Origin of the sequence: Isoptericola sp. b515 (assembly GCF_030588125.1) — a bacterium.
Lineage (GTDB): Bacteria > Actinomycetota > Actinomycetes > Actinomycetales > Cellulomonadaceae > Isoptericola > Isoptericola sediminis.
This window is the reverse complement of sequence record NZ_JAUQYR010000001.1, coordinates 1,137,815-1,155,136: the sequence shown is the minus strand read 5'-3', so window position 1 is coordinate 1,155,136 and position 17,322 is coordinate 1,137,815. Positions and strand designations below refer to the sequence as shown.

Annotated in this window: 17 protein-coding genes; 7 read left to right on the top strand and 10 right to left on the bottom strand. The window is 72.7% G+C overall.

Annotation, left to right across the window (positions count from 1 at the left end; genetic code table 11):
* Positions 1-29: 29 nt before the first annotated feature.
* Positions 30-1,097 (bottom strand): ornithine cyclodeaminase, encoded by a 1,068-nt coding sequence (locus Q6350_RS05270; RefSeq protein ID WP_305065649.1) that lies wholly within the window; start codon positions 1,095-1,097, stop codon positions 30-32.
* The gene (ddaH, locus tag Q6350_RS05265; RefSeq protein ID WP_305065647.1) at positions 1,094-1,999 is read right to left on the bottom strand and encodes a dimethylargininase; all 906 of its coding nucleotides are present in this window, start codon (positions 1,997-1,999) and stop codon (positions 1,094-1,096) included. The genes Q6350_RS05270 and ddaH overlap by 4 nt, the downstream gene beginning before the upstream one ends.
* 116 nt (positions 2,000-2,115) lie before the next feature.
* Between ddaH and Q6350_RS05260 the strand changes: the two genes are divergently transcribed.
* The 3 genes from Q6350_RS05260 to Q6350_RS05250 all read left to right on the top strand — a co-directional run bounded on the left by Q6350_RS05260 (position 2,116) and on the right by Q6350_RS05250 (position 5,623).
* On the top strand, positions 2,116-2,559 hold the full coding sequence (locus Q6350_RS05260; protein WP_171246233.1) for an Lrp/AsnC family transcriptional regulator: 444 nt from the start codon (positions 2,116-2,118) through the stop codon (positions 2,557-2,559).
* Between the two features lie 40 nt (positions 2,560-2,599).
* On the top strand, positions 2,600-3,223 hold the full coding sequence (locus tag Q6350_RS05255; protein ID WP_171246234.1) for a vitamin K epoxide reductase family protein: 624 nt from the start codon (positions 2,600-2,602) through the stop codon (positions 3,221-3,223).
* Positions 3,224-3,370: 147 nt separating this feature from the next.
* The gene (locus Q6350_RS05250) at positions 3,371-5,623 is read left to right on the top strand and encodes a SpoIIE family protein phosphatase (protein ID WP_305065643.1); all 2,253 of its coding nucleotides are present in this window, start codon (positions 3,371-3,373) and stop codon (positions 5,621-5,623) included.
* Between the two features lie 65 nt (positions 5,624-5,688).
* On the opposite strand, the gene Q6350_RS05245 is transcribed toward Q6350_RS05250, so the two are convergent.
* Positions 5,689-6,132, bottom strand: coding sequence for an ATP-binding protein (locus Q6350_RS05245; protein ID WP_305065642.1), 444 nt, complete (start codon positions 6,130-6,132; stop codon positions 5,689-5,691).
* A 13-nt stretch (positions 6,133-6,145) separates the two neighbouring features.
* Complete coding sequence (locus tag Q6350_RS05240; protein WP_305065640.1) at positions 6,146-6,460, bottom strand: STAS domain-containing protein; 315 nt, start codon at positions 6,458-6,460, stop codon at positions 6,146-6,148.
* A 164-nt stretch (positions 6,461-6,624) separates the two neighbouring features.
* Between Q6350_RS05240 and Q6350_RS05235 the strand changes: the two genes are divergently transcribed.
* Positions 6,625-7,719, top strand: a complete 1,095-nt coding sequence (locus Q6350_RS05235; RefSeq protein ID WP_305065639.1) for a sorbosone dehydrogenase family protein — start codon at positions 6,625-6,627, stop codon at positions 7,717-7,719.
* 20 nt (positions 7,720-7,739) lie between these two features.
* On the opposite strand, the gene Q6350_RS05230 is transcribed toward Q6350_RS05235, so the two are convergent.
* Complete coding sequence (locus Q6350_RS05230) at positions 7,740-8,204, bottom strand: DUF2255 family protein (protein WP_304606350.1); 465 nt, start codon at positions 8,202-8,204, stop codon at positions 7,740-7,742.
* 167 nt (positions 8,205-8,371) lie between these two features.
* Between Q6350_RS05230 and Q6350_RS05225 the strand changes: the two genes are divergently transcribed.
* A complete protein-coding gene (locus tag Q6350_RS05225; RefSeq protein ID WP_304606351.1) occupies positions 8,372-9,145 on the top strand; it encodes a thioesterase family protein in 774 nt (257 codons plus the stop codon).
* A 139-nt stretch (positions 9,146-9,284) separates the two neighbouring features.
* Positions 9,285-11,099: a Na+/H+ antiporter NhaA gene (gene nhaA, locus Q6350_RS05220; RefSeq protein ID WP_305065637.1), complete on the top strand. Its 1,815-nt coding sequence runs from the start codon at positions 9,285-9,287 to the stop codon at positions 11,097-11,099.
* Positions 11,100-11,114: 15 nt separating this feature from the next.
* Here the strand turns inward: nhaA and Q6350_RS05215 are convergent, their stop codons facing one another.
* Positions 11,115-11,585, bottom strand: coding sequence for a helix-turn-helix transcriptional regulator (locus tag Q6350_RS05215; protein ID WP_304606353.1), 471 nt, complete (start codon positions 11,583-11,585; stop codon positions 11,115-11,117).
* A gap of 29 nt (positions 11,586-11,614) precedes the next feature.
* On the opposite strand from Q6350_RS05215, the gene Q6350_RS05210 reads away from it, so the two are divergent.
* Positions 11,615-12,325 (top strand): hypothetical protein, encoded by a 711-nt coding sequence (locus tag Q6350_RS05210; protein WP_304604750.1) that lies wholly within the window; start codon positions 11,615-11,617, stop codon positions 12,323-12,325.
* An 8-nt stretch (positions 12,326-12,333) separates the two neighbouring features.
* Here Q6350_RS05210 and Q6350_RS05205 read toward each other — a convergent pair whose 3' ends face one another.
* The 4 genes from Q6350_RS05205 to Q6350_RS05190 form a co-directional block, all read right to left on the bottom strand.
* Positions 12,334-13,587 carry an arginine deiminase gene (locus Q6350_RS05205; RefSeq protein WP_305065634.1) on the bottom strand — a complete coding sequence of 418 codons (1,254 nt, stop codon included), beginning with the start codon at positions 13,585-13,587 and terminating at the stop codon, positions 12,334-12,336.
* Positions 13,588-13,603: 16 nt separating this feature from the next.
* Entirely contained in the window at positions 13,604-15,043 is a 1,440-nt protein-coding gene (locus Q6350_RS05200) for a basic amino acid/polyamine antiporter (RefSeq protein WP_305065633.1), read from the bottom strand.
* Positions 15,044-15,133: 90 nt separating this feature from the next.
* On the bottom strand, positions 15,134-16,972 hold the full coding sequence (gene glmS, locus Q6350_RS05195; RefSeq protein WP_305065631.1) for a glutamine--fructose-6-phosphate transaminase (isomerizing): 1,839 nt from the start codon (positions 16,970-16,972) through the stop codon (positions 15,134-15,136).
* Positions 16,973-17,016: 44 nt separating this feature from the next.
* Positions 17,017-17,289 carry a hypothetical protein gene (locus Q6350_RS05190; protein WP_304604753.1) on the bottom strand — a complete coding sequence of 91 codons (273 nt, stop codon included), beginning with the start codon at positions 17,287-17,289 and terminating at the stop codon, positions 17,017-17,019.
* Positions 17,290-17,322 lie beyond the last annotated feature (33 nt).

The window sequence follows — 17,322 nt, the reverse complement described above, 5'->3', positions numbered from 1 at the left end:
CGCACGGACCGGGGAGGTGGGGCCCGCCGTCAGCCCTGCGGCTGCAGCAGCGGGGTCGCGACGAGGGAGAACAGGTCCTTCGGGTCGGTCGGCTCGGCGATGAGGTCGACCTGCTGGAGCAGCTCGCGCCCGGCCGGGTCCGACCGCAGCGCGGCGTGCACGAACCGCAGCGTGGTCCAGTCCTCGACGGCGAAACCGACGGAGTCGAACACCGTGACCTGGTCCGGGTCGGTCCGGCCCGAGGCCTGGCCGGTGAGGATCTCCCACAGCTCGGTGACGGCGAAGTCGTCGGCGAGCTGCTGGATCTCCCCCTCGATCCGGGTCTGCGGGGTGTACTCCGTGACGACGGCGGTCCCCGGCGCGGTGAGGATGCTCGCGTCGAGCTCCGTCTTGCCCGGGCAGTCGCCGCCGATCGCGTTGACGTGCACGCCCGGCGCGGCGGTGGCCAGCATGGCGGCCGTGAGGACGGTCGCGTTGCGCTTGTCGGCGGTGCAGGTGGTGACGACGTCGGCACCCGCGACGGCGTCCTCGGCACTGGTCGCCTCGTGCACGTCGAACCCGAGGGCACGGGCGTTGCGGACGAACTTCTCGCGGGCCGCCGGGTCCACGTCCCAGGCACGGACCTGCGTGGCGCCGAGGGCGGCGCGCATCCCGAGCGCCTGGAACTCCGCCTGCGTCCCGGTGCCGATCAGGGCGTGCGTCCGGGCGCCCGGGCGGGCCAGCGTCCGCGCGGCCAGGGCCGACGTCGCCGCGGTACGCAGGGCGGTGAGCAGCGTCATCTCCGCCAGGAACGTCGGGTAGCCGTTGTGCACCTCGGACAGCACGCCGAACGCGGTGACGGTCTGGTAGCCGCGCGTCGGGTTCAGCGGGTGGCCGTTGACGTACTTGAAGCCGTAGGTGACGTCGTCCGACGCGGGCATGAGCTCGATGACGCCGTCGCGCGAGTGCGAGGCGATCCGGGGACGCTTGTCGAGCTCGGGCCAGCGGCGGAAGTCCTCGGCGAGGGCGTCGGCGAGCTCGCTGATGATGCGCTCGGGGCCGCGCTCGGCGACCCAGCGGGCGGTGGCGGCGACGTCCAGCAGGTCGACGGTGGTCATGCGCGCACCTCCGGGGCGGGACGGAGCTCGAGGGTGCAGCACTTGACGGAGCCGCCGCCCTTGAGGAGCTCGGACAGGTCGATGCCCACCGGGGTGAAGCCACGCTCGCGCAGCGCGGCGTGCATCCCGGTGGCGCGGTCGGACAGGAACACGTGCTTGCCGTCGCTGACGGCGTTGAGGCCGAGCACCTCCGCGTCGGCCTCGGTGGCGATGATCGCGTCCGGGTAGCGCTCGCGCAGCACGGCCTGGGCCTCCGGGGTGAAGGCCTCGGGGAAGTAGGCGACCTCCGGGCGCGTGCCGTCGTCCGACGCCGTCGTAAGGACGGCCAGCGCCGTGTCGAGGTGGTAGAAGCGCGGGTCGACCAGCTCGAGGGTGACGACGTCGACGCCGAGACGCTCGGCGACCTCGGCGTGCGCGGCCCGGGAGGTGCGGAAGCCGGTGCCGGCGAGCATGACCTCGCCGTCCCAGAGGAGGTCGCCCTCGCCCTCGTTCTGCTCGGCGGCCTGCCCGAGCCCGACCAGACCGTGCTGCGCGCCGGAGCCGCGCAACCAGGCGTCGTAGGCCACGCCCTCGGGCTGGCGCTCGGGGTGGGTGAAGCGCGCGGCGAGCGCCTGACCGTTCACGACGATGCCGCCGTTGGCCGCGTAGACCATGTCGGGCAGCCCGGGCTCGGGCTCGATGACGTCGACGGTGTGGCCGTGCGCCTCGTAGGCGTCCTTGAGGGCCTGCCACTGCACGACGGCGTGACCGGCGTCGACCGGCACGGACAGGTCCATCCACGGGTTGATCGCGTAGACGACGTCGAAGTGGACGGGCGGGCACATGAGGTAGTGGCGGGCGGTCGGCGTGCGGTCGGTGCCGGTCGGCTCCGACTCGGCGACAGGCGGTGTGAGCAACGTCATGCTGCGAGGCTAGGGGGACAGACGTGAACCCGAACGGCACTTTTCCTGCACATGGACGATGGATATCGCACGGTTCCGTACGCTGGGCGCAACGAACCTGCGTCGAGGAGGAGTGGATGGACCAGACCAACCGCGAGATCGTGTCGATCCTGCTGCGTGACGGCCGGGCGTCGTTCGCCGAGATCGGGGACGCCGTCGGGCTGTCGGCGACGGCGGTCAAGCGCCGTGTCGACCGCATGCAGGCGCGCGGGGAGATCTCCGGCTTCACGGTCCGGGTGGCGCCGGAGGAGCTCGGCTGGGGCATCGAGGCCTACGTCGAGATCTTCTGCCGCGGGAACATCTCGCCGGCGGCGCTGGAGCGGGACTTCGGACCGATCCCGGAGGTCGTGCGGGTCGACACCGTCACCGGGGAGGCCGACGCGCTGGTGCAGATCATGGCGGGTTCGATGTCCGACGTCGAGCGGATCGTCGAGTCGTTCCGGGTCAACGCCCGCGTGGACAAGACGCGCACCGCCATCGTCATGTCGCGGGTCATCGACCGGCCCGCGCGGCTGGACTGACCCGTCCGACGGCGCGGTCCGGGCTGGATAGGCTCCTGCCATGGAGCCACGCGAGATGTCGCAGCTGTCGGGTCGACGCCACTCCCGCACCTGGGTGTTCGCCGGGATGCTGTTCTCCGCGCTCATCAGCCTGACCGCCTCTCTCGTGCTGTCGATCGACGCCGTCAAGCTCGCCGGCGACCCGGGGACGGAGCTGGCCTGCGACATCAACTCCGTGCTGTCGTGCGGCAGCGTCGCCCTGTCCTGGCAGGCCCAGCTGCTCGGGTTCCCCAACGCGTTCCTCGGGCTCATCGCCGAGCCGGTGGTCATCACCATCGCCGTCGCCGGGCTCGGCGGCGTGCAGTTCCCGCGCTGGTTCATGGCCGCCGCGCAGGGGGTGTACACGATCGGCCTGCTGTTCGCCTACTGGCTCTTCGCGCAGTCGTACTTCGTCATCCACGCCCTGTGCCCCTGGTGCCTGCTGGTCACCCTCTCCACGACGGTGGTCTTCATGACCCTGCTGCACTGGAACGTCATGCAGGACAACCTCTACCTGCCCCGCCGCGTGCAGCGCTGGGCGGTCTCGATGATCCGGATCGACGCCGACGTGTACCTGACGGCGGCCTGGATCGTCCTCCTGGTCGCCGCCGTCCTGCTGCGGTACGGCAACGCGCTGCTCGGCTGAGAACGGCGTCGCGCTCCCGTGCGCACGCGCGCGACGCGCGCTGGTGACACGAGTGAGCGGCGTCTCGCCGGACGGCGTCCCGCCCGGTCGTCCTCGTCGCCGGTCGGCCGTATCCTGCTCTCCTCGGACGATCCATCGGAGGTGGGTGTGACCGAACAGGGGTTCCTCGCCCCCGACGAGACCGTCGACCTCGACAACTGCGCTCGTGAACCGATCCACATCCCCGGGCGGATCCAGCCCCGCGGGGTGCTGCTCGCCCTGCGCACCGACGACGCGGTCGTCACGCAGTGCTCGGCGAACGTGGCCGACGTGCTCGGCGTCGAGCTGGACGCCGTCCTCGGCGCGCCGTTCGCCGCCGCCGTCGGCGACCAGGCCGCCGACCGGCTGCTGGGGCACGTCGCGTCGGTCGACGACCCACGGCTGCGCAACCCGATCGAGATCGAGATCGAGGTCCGGGGCGCCTCCCGGCCGTTCGAGGCTGTGCTGCACCACGCTCCGGGGTCGGCCACCGCGGACCGCCCCGCCGCGCTCGTCGTCGAGCTCGAACCGTTCTCGGGCCACGTCTCGCTGACCTACACGAGCACCTTCGAGCCGGTGCGTGACGCCCTCACCGAGCTGGACCGCGCCAGCTCGCTGCAGGAGCTGTACGACATCGCGGTGCGACGGGTCCGCGAGCTCACCGGGTTCGACCGCGTGATGCTCTACCGCTTCGACGCGTCCTACAACGGCGAGGTCGTCGCCGAGGCGCGACGGGAGGACCTCAACCCGTTCCTCGGGCTGCACTACCCCGCCTCCGACATCCCCCCGCAGGCCCGCGCGCTCTACGAGAAGAACTGGATCCGGCTCATCTCGGACGTGGGCTACCGCCCCGCCGACGTCGTCCCCGTGGCGGACCCGGTCAACGGGCAGCCCCTGGACCTCACCTACGGCACGCTGCGCAGCGTCTCGCCGATCCATGTCGAGTACCTGCAGAACATGGGCGTGGGCGCCTCCATGTCGATCTCACTGCTGCGCGACGGCCGGCTGTGGGGCCTGCTCGCGTGCCACCACTACTCCGGCCCGCACACCCCGTCCTACGGGGCCCGTGCCGCGGCCGAGTTCCTCGGCTCGACGCTCTCGGCCCGGCTCGTCACCCAGGCCGAGGACGACCGCGCCTCGGCCGCGCGCCGCTCGGCCGGCGTCCTGGCCCGGCTCGTGGCCGTGACCCGCGACGACGACGTCCCCCTGACCGACGCCCTGACGGGGTCACCCGGTCTGCTCGACCTCGTGGCGGCCGACGGCGCGTTCGTCGCGGCCGAGGGCCGCGTCAACCGTATCGGGACGGTACCCGACGAGGAGACCTGTCTCCGGCTCGCCCGGGCACTGGGTGAGCTCGACACCGAGGTGCTCGTCACCGACCGGCTCGCCGAGCGCGAACCCGAGCTGGCCGAGATCGTGCCCGACGTCGCGGGGATCCTCGCGCTGGTCGTGCCGGGCGGTGCCGCGGTCGTGTGGCTGCGCCCGGAGGTCGTGCAGAGCGTGGACTGGGGCGGCGACCCCCGCAACAAGGCGATCGCCCGACGCGAGGGCGACACCGTGCGCCTCTCCCCCCGCAAGTCCTTCGACCGCTGGCGCGAGGTCGTGCGCGGGACGAGCGAGCCGTGGGCCGAGGAGCAGGTCGACGTCGCGACGTCGCTGCGGTCCTACCTCGCCGAGGGCCTGCTGCTGCGGGGCCGCCGGGACATCCGTGCCGCCGCCATGCTGCAGCGCAGCCTGCTGCCCACCGAGCTGCCGACCGTCCCGGGCTGGACCGTGGACGCCGTCTACGAGCCGTCCGGGGGCGGTCTGGCCGGCGGGGACTGGTACGACGCCCTGGTCCTGGACGACGGCCGGCTGGCCGTCGTGGTGGGTGACGTCACCGGTCACGGCCTCTCGGCGGCCGCGACGATGGGGCAGATGCGCAACGCGCTGCGCGCGCTGCTGCTCACGGGTAGCGGGCCGGGGCTCGCGGTCGAGCAGGTCGACCAGCTCCTGCGCTCGACGATGCCCGAGCAGGTCGCCACGCTCGTCGTGGCGCTCGTCGACCCGACCACCGGCGAGGCCGAGTACGTGACCGCCGGGCACCCGCCGCCCGTCGTCGTGGGTCCGGACGGCGCGGTCGTGGCCGAGACCCTCGGAACGCCGCCCCTCGGGGTCGGTCGGCGCGAGAGTCGCACCGCGACGGTGCAGGTGCCGCACGGTGGCGCCCTCGTGCTCTTCAGCGACGGCCTCGTGGAACGTCGCGACGAGTCGATCGTGGATTCCCTGGAGCGGCTGCGGAGCGCCACCGAGCAGACGCTGGGCGCTGCGACGCTGGTCGCGCTGGTGCGCGACCCGGGTTCCGACGACGACGCCACCGCGGTGGTCGTGCGGCGCGACTGACGGCCGCCCGCCGGGCGGCTCTCGTCGGCACGTCCGACGGGCCGGCAGCGGGCCGGGCCGGTCGGTCAGGCGGTCAGGGACGGTTCGCGGGTCGCGACCGTGAACCGGGCCCATACGTGCTTGCCGGCCCGGGTGGCGTACCAGCCGACGGCGTCGGCGAGCCGTGCCGCGAGCATGAGGCCGAACCCCCCGGAGGCGCACGGGTCGGTCGTGATCCTCGGCGTCGTCCCCGACGCCCGGTCGGCGACGTCGAGCAGCAGCTCTCCGTCCCTCTCCAGCAGGCGGACGGCGGCCGGGCCGTCACCGTGCTCGATCGCGTTGGTCGCGAGCTCGCTCGCCACCAGCACGATCGCCTCCGGCACGGCGTCGAGGCTCGCGCTCTCCGCCGTGGGCAGGTTCGCCTCGAGGTCCCCTCGCAGGGCGGGAAGCTGCTCGATCGTCAGGAGCGGCCACGACCTCACCTCACGGAACCCGTACGGCGCGGGCGCGGCGGTGATCCTGGGATCCACGATCTCGCCTCCTTCAGTCCGCGAGAACGAACAGCGTATCCACACCGCTCAGCTTCAGCAGGTCGAGGACCCGCGTGGGCACGTTGACGAGCGCCGGCGGGGACGACTTCTTCTCCGCGGCCATGTACAGCAGCCGCAGACCACCGGAGTCGATGAAGGTCACCTCGGCGAGGTCGATCGTCAGAGGGTCGTCGGCCGTGGCAAGCAGGTGCGCCTCGAGGTCGTCGCCGACCCGCTTCTTCACGGCCGCGTCGACCTCGCCCCACATGGTCCAGCGGGCATCGTCGGAGTCGAAACGGACTCCGCCGTGGGGTGTCTGGTCGTCCACTGTCATCCTCACTCGATCTTCGGTGGCCGCGTCCACTCCACGGCCGTCCACATAGTGCCCGATGCTCGCCGGTTGCGCACCACGGCCGCCGCGGCTCGACAGGGACGGGAATCACCGGTGCCCGACCGGCGTTCGCCCGACAGGAGCGACCCGAGGGGGACCCCGTGCCGAGACCCGTCCGCGCCGCCGTCCCGACGGCCCTGGTCAGCCTGCTGATCGCGGGGTGCACCGCCTCCGGCGCCGGTGGCGCGGCGGACGGCGCCGCCCCGGAGAACGCGGCGAGCACGCTGCCCGCCTCCCCGCACGGCGAGCCGTTCCCCGTCACGACGCGACTGGCGGCGCCGTGGTCGATCGCGTTCGTGGACGGCACGCCGCTCGTGAGCGAGCGCGACAGCGCCCGCGTCCTGGAGGTCGCCGACGACGGGGCCACGCGCGAGATCGGTGTCGTCGCGGGGGTGGACGGCTCGGGCGAGGGCGGGCTGCTGGGTCTGGCGGTCGACGACCGGCGACGCCTGTTCGTCTACTCCACCGGCGCCGACGGCAACCGCATCCAGCGCTACGACCTGCGTGGCGACCCGGGTGCGTTGACGCTGGGCGAGCCGGTGACCCTCGTCGACGGCATCCCGGCGGCCTCGTTCCACGACGGCGGGCGGCTCGCGTTCGGACCCGACGGGATGCTGTACGCCAGCACGGGTGACGCCGGCGTCCCGGAGCGGGCGCAGGACCCGGACTCGCTCGCCGGCAAGATCCTGCGGATGACGGCCGACGGCGAGGTGCCGGGCGACAACCCCTCCCCCGGGTCGCTCGTGTACAGCTCCGGGCACCGCAACGTCCAGGGTCTGGCGTGGGCCGACGACGGCACCCTGTTCGCCACCGAGTTCGGCCAGAACGCGTGGGACGAGCTCAACGTCGTCGAAGCGGGGGCGAACTACGGCTGGCCCGACGTCGAGGGGATCGCCGGCGTCGAGGGATTCGTGGACCCGGTCCAGCAGTGGCGGCCCGAGGACGCCAGCCCCAGCGGCCTGGCCCAGCTCGGGGGCACGCTCTTCGTCGCGAACCTCCGGGGCGAGGCCCTGCGCGCCGTGCCGGTCGACGACCCGTCGACCTCCGCCGTCGTCCTCGACGACGAGGGCCGGCTGCGCGACGCCGTGGTCGCCCCGGACGGGTCGCTGTGGGTCCTCACCAACAACACGGACGGGCGCGGGTCACCGGGCGAGGACGACGACCGGATCCTGCGGCTGGAGATCGCCGCTCCGTGACCCCGCCGGCCCGGCGGCCGTCAGGGGGTGCAGGGGCAGGTGTCGGCTCCGCGCCGTACCCCGGGCACCCCGCGGCCCGGTGCGGTGGTCCGCGCCCGCCAGGCCACGACCAGGTCCCCGAGCCGCTCGGCCACGGTGGGCCGGCGTCCGCGGACCCGGTAGGTGGAGGCCGCCGCGTCGTCGGACACCATGTCCGCCACCTGGTCCGGCCGGCACCGCCCGTAGGTGGCGCGGAAGGCGTCGTCGAGCAGGTCGTGCATCTCCGGCGCGACCTCGCTCAGCACGACGTGACGGTCGGTGGCGCCGACGCGCACCCGACCGCGACCGCGGGCGTCGACGACGGCGTGCGGCGTCGTCGACCGCAGGAAGGTCTCCTCACCGACACGGACGAGCCACGCCGGGGCCGGGACCTCCTCGCCGAGCAGGTGGACGACTCCACCCGTGGGTAGCGCGTCGGTCTCCGGTCTGGTCGTGGCGATCGTCATGTGACTCCTCGGGTCGGCGGTGGCGGCGAGCCTCGTTGGGCTCACGGGTCACAACACCGGGAGGCCGAAAAGATTCCGGCCGACCGGCCCGCAGGGGTGTCCTGACAGGGCATGTCCCGCCCCGGAGCGGTGCGGTGTCCCGTCGCGGGGCTGTCAGGATGTGCTCCATGGCCTACTTCCGACGCAAGGACGCTTCGACCTTCGCCCCCACCGATCTGGTCGGCGGAGCATGGCGCACCGACGAGCAGCACGTCGCACCGACGTTCGGTCTGCTCACCCATCTCGTCGAGACCGACCGCGTGACCCGCGGCCGCGACGACCTCACCCCTGTCCGCCTGACCTTCGACGTGTGGGGCCCCTACCCCCTGGAGCTCATGGACACCGCCGTCCGCGTGCTGCGCCCCGGACGCGGGGTGGAGCTCGTCGAGGCCGAGGTCTCGTGCGCGGGCCGGACGGTCGCCACCCTGCGGGCCTGGCTCGCCGGCACGACCGACACGAGCGAGCTGGCCGCCGGTGCCCCGCCCGCGATCCCCGGCCCCGAGGACACGACCCCCTGGGACCCCACGACGGACTGGCCCGGCGCCTTCATCGCCTCGATCGACGTACGGCGTACGCTCGCCGAGCCCGGCCGCGGCACGGTGTGGGTGCGGACCGACGTGCCGTTGGTCGAGGACGAGGAGGTCGGCGCCCTCGCGCGGACCGTCGGGCTGCTCGACGTCGCCAACGGGATGACCGTGCGGGCCGACCCGCGCCGCGTCGCCTTCCCCAACCTGGACCTCACCGCGCACCTGTTCCGGGCACCGGCCGGCGGATGGCTGGGGCTGGACACGACCGTCACGTTCGGCGCGCACGGCGCCGGGACGACCAGCTCCGTCCTGCACGACACCGACGGCCCGTTCGGCCGCCTGGCGCAGTCCCTGGTGGTGCGCCCGCTCGGCTGACGACGGACCGCGCGGACGGAGGCAGGGTCCCTCCGTCCGCGCGGTGCTTCCTGCGGGCGGCGCGCGACGACGGCCCGGCACCGGCAGCGCACCGCGCCCGGCCGTCGTAGGCTCCCAGAGCCCCTCGAAGGAGTCCCCCATGGCCCTGAAGATCGCGCAGCGGCTGCGCACCGACACCGGCGCGGCCGTGCTGCTGCTGTCGGTCACGCTGTTCGCCCTGCTGTGGGCCAACTCCCCGTTCTCCGCGTCGTACACCGCGCTGTGGGAGATCCCGATCCAGGTCGACCTCGGCGACCTGGCCTTCGACATGGACCTGCACCACTGGGTCAACGACGGGCTGATGGTGCTGTTCTTCTTCGTCGTCGGGCTCGAGGTGCGTCAGGAGCTGACGATCGGGTCCCTGCGACGACGGAGCCAGCGGCTCGTCCCGCTCGTCGCCGGCACCGCCGGGGTCGTGGTGCCCGCGCTGATCTACCTGGCGATCGCCGGCAGCACGGCACCGCAGGGGTGGGGTGCCGTCGTCGGCACGGACACGGCGTTCCTGCTCGGTGTCCTGGCGCTGGTGGGTCCGCGGATGTCCAACCAGCTCCGGGTCTTCCTGCTGACGCTGTCCGTGGTGGACGACTTCCTCGCCGTGTCGATCATCGGCGTCGTCTACTCCGAGGACGTCCAGGTGGGCCCGCTGCTGCTCGCCGGGGCGTGCCTCGTCGCGCTCTGGCTGCTGGGCCGGATGCGCGAATGGCGCAGCACCCCCTACGTCCTCGTCGTCGTCGTGCTCTGGGGCGCGACGATGCAGGCCGGCATCCACCCGTCCATCGCGGGGATGCTCGCCGGGCTGCTGGTGCCCGCCGCCCTGACGAAGCGGGCCGACGTGGTCCGCACCAAGAACCTCTACCGCGCCTACTGGCAGTCCCCCAGCGCCGCCGTCGCCCGAGACGTCCAGCTCGGGCTCTCCCGCTCCATCTCGGTGAACCACCGTCTGCACGAGGTGCTCAACACCCCCGTGAACGTCGTCGTCGTGCCGCTGTTCGCCCTGGCCAACGCGGGGATCGACCTGCGCGGCGGAGCCCTCGGCGAGGCGCTCGTCTCGTCGATCACGTGGGGCGTGGTCGCCGGGCTCGTGGTCGGCAAGCTCGTCGGCATCAGCCTCGGCACCTGGGTGGCCGTCCGGCTGGGCCTGGGCACGCTGCCCGACGGCGTGGGGCCCGGCAGCGTGCTGGGGGGCGCCGCCCTGTCCGGCATCGGCTTCACCGTGTCGCTGCTGGTGATCGGCCTGGCCTTCGACGACGAGTCCCAGGTGCAGGCCGCGACGGTCGGCGTGCTGCTCGCCCTCGTGCTCGCCTCGCTGCTGGGCTGGGTGCTGTTCCGGCTGGCGCGCGTGCGCTGGGGTGAGGAGAGCGCCGACCTGCCGACGACGCTCGACCCGGCGGTCGACCTGCGCCACGACCACTACCGCGGCAACCCGGACGCGCCGCACACGATCGTGGAGTACCTCGACTTCGAGTGCCCGTTCTGCGCCCGGGCCACCGGCATGTGGCGCGACCTGCGCGACGCCCTGGACGGTCGGGTGCGCTACGTCGTGCGGCACCTGCCCCTGGACGACGTGCACCCGCACGCCCGGCTCGCCGCCGTCGCCGCCGAGGCGGCCGCCCGGCAAGGACAGTTCTGGGAGATGCACGACCTGCTGTTCGCGAACCAGACCGCGCTCGAGGCCGAGGATCTGCGGGGTTATGCCGACGAGCTCGGGCTGGACCCGGAGCAGTTCGACGCCGACCTGGCCGACGAGGCGCTGCACGCCCGGGTCGCCGACCACGCCGAGAGCGCCCGGGCCAGCGGCGCGCAGGGCACACCGACGTTCTTCCTGGACGGCAGCCGGCACCGGGGGCCGCACGACGCCGCCACGCTGATCGCGGCGGTCGAGGAGCTCGAGGCGGCGGAGCGGCCCGGGTCCTGACGACGACCCGGCCCGTCAGGCAGCAGGGCTGTCGAGTGCGCCGCCGGGGTGGATCCGGCCACGGCGCGCATGCTCCTCGGCGGTCCGTGCGATGCGCCGCGCGATGGCGGCCGAGGGCACGACCCGACCGGAGAGATAGGTCGAGAGCCGGGACGGTGACGTACCGACAGCCGCCGCGAGCTCCTGGGCCGTGAGTCCGGATCGGCGGACGTGCTCACGCAGGCTCCGGGCGACGGCCGCCCGGTCACTCTCCCGGGCCTGCGCGAGCACGGCGGACAGCAGGGCGGTGGCGCCGTTCGGCTCGACGACGGTGAGCGCCGTCTCGAGCTGGCGGGCGACGGTACCGTGCGGCTCGTCGCGGACCGCTCGCGCGATGCGCTGCCAGTGCGGCAGGTATCCCCGCTCCAGGGCGGTGGACAGTCCCTCGATGCCCCAGGACGACACCGGATCCTCCGGGCTGGCATCGATGTTGCGGAAACGGAGCATCGGTCCTCCTTATCAGATACGATAATCATATGCCTGCTGTGGAGGACGCTGCAGACCCGCACGATGTCCCGACCCTGGACGAGCTCGCGGAGTCGGCCGCGAGGCTGCAGGAGATCGTCCCGGACGCCGTCCTCGTCGGGGGTACCGCCGCGGCGCTGCACGCGCGGCATCGACTCTCCGTCGACCACGACCATGTGCTCGTCGACCTGCGCGACCGTTTCGACATCATCCTCGATGCCCTCGAGCGCGAGGGTGAGTGGCTGACCAACCGTGTCCGCCCCGGAAAGATCATTCTCGGAGAGCTCGGAGGCATCGAGTCCGGCCTGCGGCAGCTGATCCGCACGAGGCCGCTGGAGACCGAACGACTTCGCCTGCCCTCGGGCCGCACGCTCACGGTGCCGACCTTCGACGAGATCCTGCGCATCAAGGCCTTCCTCATCGTCAAGCGGAACCAGGTGCGCGACTACCTCGACGTCGCGGCGCTCGCCGCGGCTGCCGGGACCGACCATGCTGCACGCGTGCTGGTCGGCATCGACGACTACTACGCCGACCTGCTGCACGACGAGTCCCCCGTCGCCACCCAGGTCGCCGCTCAGCTCGCCGCACCGGAACCGAAGGACGCCGCCGTCATCCCCGAGCTCCCTCGCTACAAGGGCCTGGAGAAGCGGTGGTGGAAATGGGACGACGTGACGGCGACGTGTGCCGAGCTGGCGCGCGCAATGGTGGCCTCAGAAGGCTGACTCTCTATTCAGTCCAGCGGGTCGCGCACGATCGGGCACGTCATGCAGTGCCCGCCGCCGCGGCCGCGGCCGAGCTCAGCGCCGACGATCTCGATGACCTCGACCCCGGCGCGCCGCAGCGCCGCGTTCGTCAGGGTGTTGCGGTCGTAGGTGAACACCACGCCGGGCTCCAGCGCGACCGCGTTGTTCCCGGAGTCCCACTGCTGACGCTCGGAGGCGTACAGGTCCCCGGCCGTCTCGACGACCCGCAGGCGTGGCAGTCCCATGGCCCCGGCGACGACGTCGACGAAGGACTTGCCGCGGGCGTCGACCACCTCGATCCCGGGTGAGCGGTCGCTCGGGTAGAGCACGTAGGGGTGGATGCCGTCGACGATCTGCGGGTGCACCGTCACCAGGTCGCGGTCGGCGAACGTGAACACGGTGTCGAGGTGCATCGCCGCGCGCAGCCTGGGCATGCCGGCCACGACGACCTGCCGGGCGGCACCGGCGTCGAACAGCGACTTGGCGAACTGGCTGATGGCCTGGCGCGACGTGCGCTCGCTCATCCCGACGAGGACGACGCCGTCGCCGACCGGCATGACGTCGCCACCCTCGAGCGAGGCCTGCGCCCAGTCGACCTCCGGGTCGCCCCACCAGATCGTGGAGTCCTTGTAGCCCGGGTGGAAGGAGTAGATCGCCGTCATGAGCAGCGTCTCGTCCTTGCGGGCCGGCCAGTACAGCGGGTTCAGCGTCAGCCCGCCGTAGATCCAGCAGGTGGTGTCCCGGGTGTACAGCGTGTTGGGCAGCGGCGGCAGCAGGTACTCCCGCGCGTCGGGCGACTCGCGCGCCAGGGAGACGTAACCCGTCAGGTAGTCCTGGGGCATGTCCGCCGTGGACAGCCCGCCGATGAGGAACCGGGCGAGCTCGTGCGGCGCCAACGACTCGAGATAGGCCCGGGTGCCGTCGACCAGTCCCAGCCCGACCCGGTTCGGCACCAGGAGGCGGTCCAGCAGCCAGGCGCGCGCGTCCGGGATCGCCATCGTCTCGGCGAGCAGGTCGTGCAGCTCGACGACCTCGACCCCGCGGGAGGTCAGCTTCTCCACGAAGTCGGCGTGGTCGCGCTGGGCCGCCTCCACCCACATCACGTCGTCGAACAGCAGGTCGTCGCTGTTGGTCGGGGTGAGCCGCTCGTGCGCCAGACCCGGTCGGCAGACCAGGACCTTGCGCAGCCGCCCGACCTCCGAGTGCACGCCGTGGGCAGTCGCTCCGGTGGTTCCCGTCACGGTCCTTCTCCTTGTCTCACAGGGTGACCCAGCCGGTCGCCAACCCGACGACCCCGAGCACCGCACCGGCCGTGACGACCCCGAACAGGACGAGCTCCGACGGGCGGAACACCGCCCGACCCTGCTCACGCCGGGTCATCACGAAGAGCAGCGTGGCAGGCGCGTAGAAGATCAGCGACAGGAGCAGCAGGTCGAGCCCGGCCGCGAACACCAGGAACGCCGTGTAGAGGGTCGCCAGGACGGCGATCAGGAGGTCGGCGCGCAGCGTCCGGGCCGGCGCGCCGTCGTACGTCTCGCGCCGGACGCGGAGCTTCAGCGCGTAGGCCGCGGCCAGGAGGAACGGGATGAGAGTCATCGCCGCCGTCAGGTCGAGGGCGAAGTCGAAGGCGTCGGCGCTGAACATCGTGATGACGAGCACGACCTGCGACAGCACGGTGGTGAGCAGCAGCGCACTGACCGGCACGTCGCGCGCCGAGGTCCGGGACAGGAACCGCGGCATGTCACGGTCCTTGGCGGCGACGAACAGCACCTCGGCGGCCATGAGGGTCCAGGCCAGGTAGGCACCGAGCACGGAGATGATCAGGCCGACACTGACGAACGCGGTGCCCCACTCCCCGACCGCGGCGTCGAGCACGCCGGCCATGGAGGGCTGCCGCAGCTCGGCGATCTCCTCGACGGGGAGCACGCCGTAGGACACCATCGTCACCGACGCGAAGATCGCCAGGACGCTGCCGAAGCCCAGCAGGGTGGCCCGGCCCACGTCCTCGCGACGGCGGGCGTGCCGCGAGTAGACGCTCGCCCCCTCGACGCCGAGGAACACGAAGACCGTGATCAGCATCGTGTCCCGCACCTGGTCGAACAGGGAGCCGTAGGACTCCCCGCCCCAGTTGCCCGCGAAGACCGCCGGGTCGAACACGAACAGCGCCAGCAGGACGAACACGACGATCGGGACCAGCTTGGCGACCGTCACCACGCGGTTGATGGCCGTCGCCTCGGTGATGCCGCGCCGCACCAGCAGGTAGAAGAGCCACAGCCCCACCGACGACACGGCCACCGCGACCAGGGTGTCCCCCTCGCCCAGGGCGGGGACCCAGGCGCCGAGCGTGGACATGATGAGCACCCAGTAGGTCACGTTGCCCACGCAGGCGCTGGCCCAGTAGCCGGCCGCTGAGAAGAACCCCGTGTACTCGCCGAACCCGGCCTTGGCGTAGGCGAAGACCCCGGCGTCGAGGTCCGGGCGGCGCACGGCGAGACGCTGGAAGACGAGCGCCAGGGTGAGCATGCCGCCCCCGGCCACGGCCCAGGCGATCAGCGCGCCCGCCACCCCGGTCTCCTCGGCGAACCGGCTGGGCAGGGAGAACACGCCGGCGCCGACCATGGAACCGACGACCATGGCCGTGAGCGTCCAGACGCCGACCGTCGTCCGGGTCGCCCGCGTGTCCTCCTGCGACGTCATCGTCAGCCCCCCGTCACGCTCCCGGTGGATCCACGTGCCGCCATCGTGGCAGGCAGGTCGGCACTCCGCACCAGGGGCCCGTGCCGGGCGTCACTCCACGGTGACGGACTTGGCCAGGTTGCGGGGGCGGTCGACGTCCTCGCCCAGCGCCACGGCCGCGTGGTACCCGAGGAGCTGGGTGGGGATGGTGAGCAGGATCGGGTCGAGCTCGACCTCGTTGCGCGGCACCTCGATGCGCGACGTCGCGGCGTCGCCGAGCTCGACACCCGGGTGGGTGATCGCCACGACGGCACCGCCCCGGGCGCGGATCTCCTGCGCCGCCGTGATGTTGCGCTCCACCAGGTCGTCGTCGGGGATGATCGCCACCGACGGCAGCTCGGGGCTGATGAGCGCGAGCGGGCCGTGCTTGAGCTCGCTGGTCGGGTAGGCCTCGGCGTGCCGGTAGGTGATCTCCTTGAACTTCTGGGCGCCCTCGCGGGCGACCGGGTAGCCCCGCACCCGGCCCACGAAGAACAGGCTCGCGGCGGTCGCGAGCTCGCGCGCCGCTTCGGCGAGCGCCTCCTCGTCGGCGAGGATCTCGCGGATCTGCCCGGGGATCGCCCGCAGCCCGGCGATGATGCGCCGCCCGTCGGCGTAGGAGAGGTCGTGGACCCGGCCCAGCACGAGGGCGAGCAGCGCGAACCCGATCGACATGTGCGTCAGCGCCTTGGTGGAGGCGACCGCGACCTCGGGCCCCGCGTGCAGGTAGATGCCGCCGTCGACCTCGCGGGCGATCGAGGACCCGACCGCGTTGACGAGCCCGACGACGGTGCCGCCCTTGCGCTGCACCTCGCGGACCGCGAAGAGGGTGTCGGCGGTCTCGCCCGACTGGCTGACCACGACGTACAGCGTGGTGGGCTCGATGATCGGGTTGCGGTAGCGGAACTCGCTGGCGGGCTCGGCGTCGGCGGGGATCCGCGCGAGGTCCTCGATCATCGAGGCGCCGAGCTGACCGACGTAGTACGCCGACCCGCAGCCCAGCACCTTGACCCGGTCGAAGCGGCGCAGGTCGCGCGGCTCGAGGTTGAGGCCGGCCAGCTTGGCGGTGCCGAACCGGTCGTCCAGGCGGCCGGTGAGCATCCGTTCGACGCTGTCGGGCTGCTCGTGGATCTCCTTGTGCATGAAGTGCGCGTGGCCGTCGAGCTCCAGCTCCTCGACGGTGAGGTCGAGGGTGACGGCGGACCGGGCCGTCCGCTCCTCGCCGGCGGTGAAGCTGTGGAAGCCGTCGGCGGTCACGGTGGCGAAGTCGCCGTCGTCGAGCAGCACGACCTGGCTGGTGTGCCGCACGATCGCCGCCGGGTCGGACGCGACGAACATCTCGCCGTCACCCACGCCCAGCAGCAGCGGGGACCCGTTGCGCGCCACGACGACGCGGTCGGGGGTCTCGACGTCGAGCACGGCGAGGGCGTAGGTGCCGTCGATCTGCGCGACGGCGGCCCGGACCGCGTCCTCGACGCTCAGCCCGGCGTCGAGCTCGCGGGCCACGAGGTGGGCGACGACCTCGGTGTCGGTGTCCGAGGTGAGGTCCACACCGTCGTCGGCCAGACGGCTGCGCAGCGTGGCGAAGTTGTCGATGATCCCGTTGTGGACCACGTGCACCCGGCCGTCGGCCGAGGTGTGGGGGTGGGCGTTGCGCTCGCTGGGCTCGCCGTGGGTGGCCCACCGCGTGTGCCCGATCCCGGTGGTGCCCGTCAGGCGCGCGGGCAGGGCGGCCTCGAGGTCGCGGACCCGGCCCCGGGAGCGCACCACCCGGGACGGGCGCGCGTCCGAGCGCGGGTTGAGCACGGCGATGCCCGCGGAGTCGTACCCGCGGTACTCGAGCCGGGTGAGGCCCTCGACGAGGACGGGCGCGGCCTGCTGGGGGCCGACGTAGCCGACGATTCCGCACATGGTTGCTGCTCCGGAGGGTGTGGTGGGACGGGGTGACGAGCAGGTCAGCCGGTGACGATGCGGCGGACCTGCCGCTCGGTCAGGACCGGAGCGGCGACGACCCGGGCCCGCAGCTCGGCGACGATCCGGGCGTAGACCTCGTCGTTCCGGTGGCCGGCGGTCCGCAGGCTCGCGTGCCGGCGCCGGACGTAGTCCTCGACGGGTTCGGCGTACCAGGCCAGGACGTCCTCGACCACGCGGGCGCCCTCGGACGCCGTGAGGCCGGTCGTCGCGGCGATGCGCGCGACCAGCTCGGGGTCGATGCCGTGCTCCTGCATCCCGCCATGGTGCGCTACCGCGGGCCGAGTGTC